Annotated in this window: 6 protein-coding genes; 3 read left to right on the top strand and 3 right to left on the bottom strand. The window is 71.5% G+C overall.

Annotated elements, in window-relative coordinates:
* Window positions 1-130 precede the first annotated feature (130 nt).
* Window positions 131-379 (bottom strand): hypothetical protein, encoded by a 249-nt coding sequence (locus tag SZN_RS35280; RefSeq protein ID WP_007504877.1) that lies wholly within the window; start codon window positions 377-379, stop codon window positions 131-133.
* 108 nt (window positions 380-487) lie between these two features.
* Window positions 488-868 (bottom strand): ArsR/SmtB family transcription factor, encoded by a 381-nt coding sequence (locus SZN_RS35285; RefSeq protein WP_007504879.1) that lies wholly within the window; start codon window positions 866-868, stop codon window positions 488-490.
* Between the two features lie 121 nt (window positions 869-989).
* On the opposite strand from SZN_RS35285, the gene merA reads away from it, so the two are divergent.
* From merA to merB, 3 genes are all read left to right on the top strand, one after another.
* Window positions 990-2,426 carry a mercury(II) reductase gene (gene merA, locus SZN_RS35290; RefSeq protein WP_007504881.1) on the top strand — a complete coding sequence of 479 codons (1,437 nt, stop codon included), beginning with the start codon at window positions 990-992 and terminating at the stop codon, window positions 2,424-2,426.
* A 27-nt stretch (window positions 2,427-2,453) separates the two neighbouring features.
* On the top strand, window positions 2,454-2,888 hold the full coding sequence (locus tag SZN_RS35295) for a MerR family transcriptional regulator (protein ID WP_279627043.1): 435 nt from the start codon (window positions 2,454-2,456) through the stop codon (window positions 2,886-2,888).
* 72 nt (window positions 2,889-2,960) lie between these two features.
* Entirely contained in the window at window positions 2,961-3,602 is a 642-nt protein-coding gene (merB, locus tag SZN_RS35300) for an organomercurial lyase MerB (protein ID WP_007504886.1), read from the top strand.
* Between the two features lie 138 nt (window positions 3,603-3,740).
* Here the strand turns inward: merB and SZN_RS35305 are convergent, their stop codons facing one another.
* Window positions 3,741-4,619, bottom strand: a complete 879-nt coding sequence (locus SZN_RS35305) for a heavy metal translocating P-type ATPase (RefSeq protein WP_007504888.1) — start codon at window positions 4,617-4,619, stop codon at window positions 3,741-3,743.
* Window positions 4,620-5,009 lie beyond the last annotated feature (390 nt).

Here is a 5,009-nt window from a genome sequence, read left to right on the forward strand (position 1 = left end):
TCTCCCTGGGCCGCACCGGAGGTGGCCTTGGTGGCTGAGGTGTCCCCGGTGCCGCAGGCCGTGGCGGCCGCCGCGACCACGATGGCCCCGGCGAGGGCGAGAACGGCGCGGCGGCGGGGCAGGGATGGAGTCATCGGTTGTACGGACCTTCCTGGTCGGCCGGGTCGTGCACGTGGTCTCGGTCGGTGCGGTTCCTATCCGCCTCGGTGGGCGGGCAGCAGGCGTCGCGGCCGGAGCGACGGCGACGCACGATCGTTGTGATCCCGGCGGCGACGAGCACGACGGCGGTGGCGATCAGCCAGGGATTGCCCAGGATTCCGCCGAGCCCGGCGATCGCGCCACCGGCGATGAGGACGGGCAGGGCGCAGCAGGCGATCATCAGCAGCGCGATGCCGAGCCCGGCCGCGGCCGGGCCGCTGCCGGAGGGCTCCTTGTTGCGGCCGGGGGCCGGTGGGTCGCAGACATGGGCGGACTCTCCTTGCGGCTCTCAGCCCTGGTTGCCGGGGATGCGGGTGCAGCAGGTCAGGGCGGCGGCGTTGTCCGCGGCCAGGGAGCGAGCCAGTACGACCAGGTCGGCCACGCGGGGGTCTCCGGCGGAGTAGCGCAGTTTTTTGCCGTCCCGGCGGGCGGTGACGTAGCCGCAGTCGACGAGGCAGGACAGGTGTACCGAGACGCGTGGCTGGGAGATGCCGACGTGCTCGACGCATTCGGCTGAGGTGCGTTCGCCGCGCAGGATGAACTCCAGCAGCTTGAGCCGGGTGGGGTCGGACAGGGCGCGGAAGAACTTCGCCACCGTGTCCAGATGGGTGCACGGCACGTCATCTGCGGCCGGGGTGGATGGGGTGAGGGTGTTCAGGCGCTGGGGCATACGGGTGGCCTCCACAACTGGAACTATTCGCCTAAGCGCATACTATGGAGTCGTTGACGTATTCGGCAACCCGCATAGCAGTGGGCTCGGAATTCCGGGCTCCGCACGAGGAGGCGGCACCATGACCACGACGGGATCCGGCTTCGATCTGGCGGTCCTCGGCTCCGGCTCGGCGGCGTTCGCCGCCGCCATCGCCGCAACGAACCAGGGCAGGCGGGTGGTGATGGTCGAGCGCGGCACCACGGGCGGCACCTGCGTGAACGTGGGCTGCGTGCCGTCCAAGGCGCTGCTGGCCGCCGCCGAGGTCCGCCACGGAGCCGAGGCGGCCGGACGCTTCCCTGGGCTCGGCGCCGCAGAACTGCCTGTCGGCTTCGGGGAGTTGATCGATGGCAAGGAGGCCCTGGTCGATCAGCTGCGCGCGGAGAAGTACACCGGCCTCGCGGACGATTACGGCTGGGAGATCGTGCACGGCACCGCCGCCTTCACCGGGACCACCGAGGCCCCATTGTTGGAGGTCGGCCTGAATGACGGCGGCTCCCGCCGCATCGAGGCCGCCAACTATCTGATCGCGACCGGCTCTGCTCCCTGGGCACCGCCCGTCGACGGCCTGGTCGAGGCCGGCTACCTGACCTCCGCCACGGCCATGGAGCTGGACGTGCTGCCGGAGTCGATGGTGGTGGCCGGCGGGAACGCGGTCGGTCTGGAGCAGGCCCAGGTCTTCGCCCGCCTCGGCACCCGGGTGACCGTCATCGAGGCGCTGGACCGGCTCGGCCCCTTCGAGGAGCCCGAAGTCTCTGCCGCGATCGAGGAGGTCTTCGCTGACGAGGGCATCGCCGTACACACCAGCGCGGCCCTCATCGCTGTGCGGCGTGACGAGCACGGCTACACCCTCACGGCACGCCGTGGCGGTGCCTCCACCGAGCTGCGGGCCGAGCAGTTGCTGATCGCCACCGGCCGCCGCCCGGTCACCGCGGGCCTGAACCTCGACGTGGTGGGGGTGAAGACCGGGACTCGTGGCGAGGTGGTCGTCGACGACTGTCAGCGCACCACGAACGAGCGGATCTGGGCTGCGGGTGACGTCGCCGGAGGCCCGCAGTTCGTGTACGTCGCGGCAGCCCAGGGCACCCTGGTTGCCGACAACGCCTTCGCCGGAGCGAACCGCACGCTGGACTACGCCGCCCTGCCCCGGGTCACCTTCACCAGCCCCGCTATCGCCGCGGTCGGCATGACCGACGCCCAGGTCGCCGAGGCCGGCATCCGATGCGACTGCCGCACCCTGCCACTTCAGTACGTACCGCGCGCGCTAGCCAACCGCGACACCCGGGGCCTGGTCAAGCTCGTCGCCGACGCCGACACCCGGCGCGTGCTCGGCGTCCACGTGATCGCCGACGGCGCCGGGGACCTCATCACCGCCGCCACTTACGCGATCACCGCGGGCATGACCGTCGATCAGCTCGCCCACACCTGGGCCCCGTACCTGACCATGGCCGAAGCCCTCAAACTCGCTGCCCAGACCTTCACCAGCGACGTAGCCAAGCTCTCCTGCTGCGCCGGCTGAGCCGCCTGGAGGGTGGAGGGAAGTTCCGTGGAGAGGAACCGATCCCGGCCGATTACCGTCGGGGAGCTGGCCCGTCGCACCGGCGTGAGTGTCAAGGCTCTGCGCGAGTACACCGACCTGGGGCTGATCTACACTCTCGGCCGCAGCCCGGCCAACTATCGGCTGTACGACACCGATGCCCTGTGGTGTGTGCGGTTGATCGGCGAGCTGCGGGGTCTGGGCCTGACCGTGGCCGAGATCCGTGAGCTGACCGCCGGCTGGGCGGACGGCGCCGGGCAGCCGGTCGGTTCGCACCTGGCCGCGCTGCTGTCCCGCTCCCGCGAGCGGGTGCGGCAGCGCATCGCCGCCCAGCAGCAGATCCTCGACCGGATCGAGAAGTTCGAGACCGAACACGAGGCGCACCTCGCGGAGGGCGACCTGTGCTGGGCCGGTGATCCGCGCGGCTGCGACCTGCGGGCTTGACCCTCACCCCGGGGTCAGACCCTACGGTCGGCGGCATCGGACCCATCCATACAAGGAAGGGAAGAACCCGCCGTGAACACCGACACCCAGAACCTCGCCGCCCGCTTCACCGACACGGTCAACCGTGCCCCCGGAGTGAAGCTCTGGCTGCTGCGCCCGCTGCTGACGCTGCTGGCGACCGGTGAGCCGGTCACCGTCGACCAGCTCGCCGCCCAGGCCGGACGCACCGTGGACGAGATCCGCGAGGCGCTGGCAGACATGGCCGACACCGAGTACGACACCCAGGGCCGCATCATCGGCAACGGCCTCACCCATAACCCCACACCGCACCGCTACGAGACGGGCGGCCGCACCCTGTACGCCTGGTGTGCCATGGACACCCTGGTCTTCCCGGCCATCCTCGGCCACACAGCCCGGGTCACCTCCCCCTGCCGGGCCACCGGGGAGCCCGTGCGCCTGACCGTGACCCCCGACGGGCCCACCCACGTGGAGCCGGCCACCGCCGTCGTCTCGCTCGTCACCCCCGACGCGCCGTCCTCGGTCCGCGCCGCCTTCTGCAACCAGGTCCACTTCTTCGCCGGCGCCGACGCCGCTGAGGACTGGCTCGCCGAACACCCCGACGCGAGGGTGCTGCCCGTCGCCGAGGCGTACGAGGTCGGACGTCCGATCATCGAGCAGATCCTCTCCGGCACCGCCCCGAGCGGCTGGGGCTGAACCGGGTCTCACAGGCCGTACGCCCCAGGCCGCCCGGGCCGCGACCGACAACCCCGCCCGGAGGTTGCACCTGTATCCGCAGCGAAGATCTGAGGGGCGCGGCGCGCGGGCGGACCTCGGCAGCCGGCCGGTTTGGTGTTAGGTGTTCCCCGGTCGGCGGCCGACGCTGGTGATGGCCTGGAACAGCAGGGTGGGGCGGCCTCCGATGGAGTTGACGAAGATGGTGGTAACCGAGGCGGCCATGGCGACCATCGCCCACACCGGGTGGACCAGGCCGGTGGCGGCCAAGGGGATGCCGATGCCGTTGAAGGTGAAGGCGAGCGCCACGTTCTGCTTCACGCGCCGGTAGGAGCGGCGGCTGATGTCCCGTGCGGTCAGGACGAGGCCGACGTCGTCGCGGACGATGATGATGTCGGCGGACTCGGTGGCGATGTCGGTGCCGCTGCCCAGGGCGATGCCGACGTCGGCCTGCATCAGGGCGGGGGCGTCGTTGATGCCGTCGCCGACCATGGCCACCTTCGCGCCGTCGGCCTGGAGCGCGCGCACCAGGTCGGCCTTGCCTGCCGGGAGGACTTCGGCGCGGACCTCGTCGATGCCCACGTGTCGGGCGATGTGGCGGGCGGCGCGGGGGTTATCCCCGGTGACCAGGACGGGCACCAGGCCCTCGACGCGTAGCCGTGCGATGGTGCCGGCGGCCTGCGGGCGGGGTGCGTCGGCCAGCGCGATCACGCCGAGCGGTGTGTCGGCGCGGGCGACCGCCACGACGGTGTGGCCTTCGCTCTCCAGGCGGCCGATGGTCTCGGCCACGGAGGTGAGGTCGATGCCGGCGTCGGTGAGGAAGCCGGGCCGGCCGACCAGCACCCGGTGGCCGTCCACGAGGGCGCTGACTCCGAAACCCGTGGTGGACGTGAACTCGTTGATCTCCGGTACCGCCAGGCCGTGTTGGGCCGCGCGGTTGAGGTTCCCCCGGCGTGCGGGAGGTGCTGACCGTCCCGGATCCGGCTGCCCCGGGATCACAGCCCCTGGCTGAACGCCGTCCTCTTGGACGGCCGACCAGTACATGCGGCACGTGAGGAGATGGCACTGCCGGCCGATATCGGGCTGGCTGGTGCCCGGCGCGCAGCGGCGGCAGGCTGGAACAGAGGGCGACTTAGAATGTGCTGTCCCTGCCTCCTGCGTCGACCGCTCGGCGGGTGACGTGCTTGCACCTGGCGTAGGACCGAGTCGCGTCGAGGAGGAGCGGGCTTGCCGACGTGCCGGGTCCGCCGACTCCGGGGCGCCCGCCCCAGCGGAGAAGGGAGAACCTATGGCCCCCCATGGTCCCGGCAGGGAAGGCGCGCATGGCCCGTCCTTCGGCGATGAACACGGGCACGCGCACGGGCCACGCATCGGCAGCGCGGGCGGGCG

The sequence above is a fragment of the Streptomyces zinciresistens K42 genome, assembly GCF_000225525.1.
In the GTDB taxonomy this organism is placed as follows: Bacteria; Actinomycetota; Actinomycetes; order Streptomycetales; family Streptomycetaceae; genus Streptomyces; species Streptomyces zinciresistens.

Bases quoted from the DNA above. Each gene is read 5' to 3' on its own strand.
- merA (WP_007504881.1), top strand. From the start codon at position 990: ATGACCACGACGGGATCCGGCTTCGATCTGGCGGTCCTCGGCTCCGGC.
- SZN_RS35285 (WP_007504879.1), bottom strand. From the start codon at position 868: ATGCCCCAGCGCCTGAACACCCTCACCCCATCCACCCCGGCCGCAGAT.
- SZN_RS35280 (WP_007504877.1), bottom strand. From the start codon at position 379: ATGATCGCCTGCTGCGCCCTGCCCGTCCTCATCGCCGGTGGCGCGATC.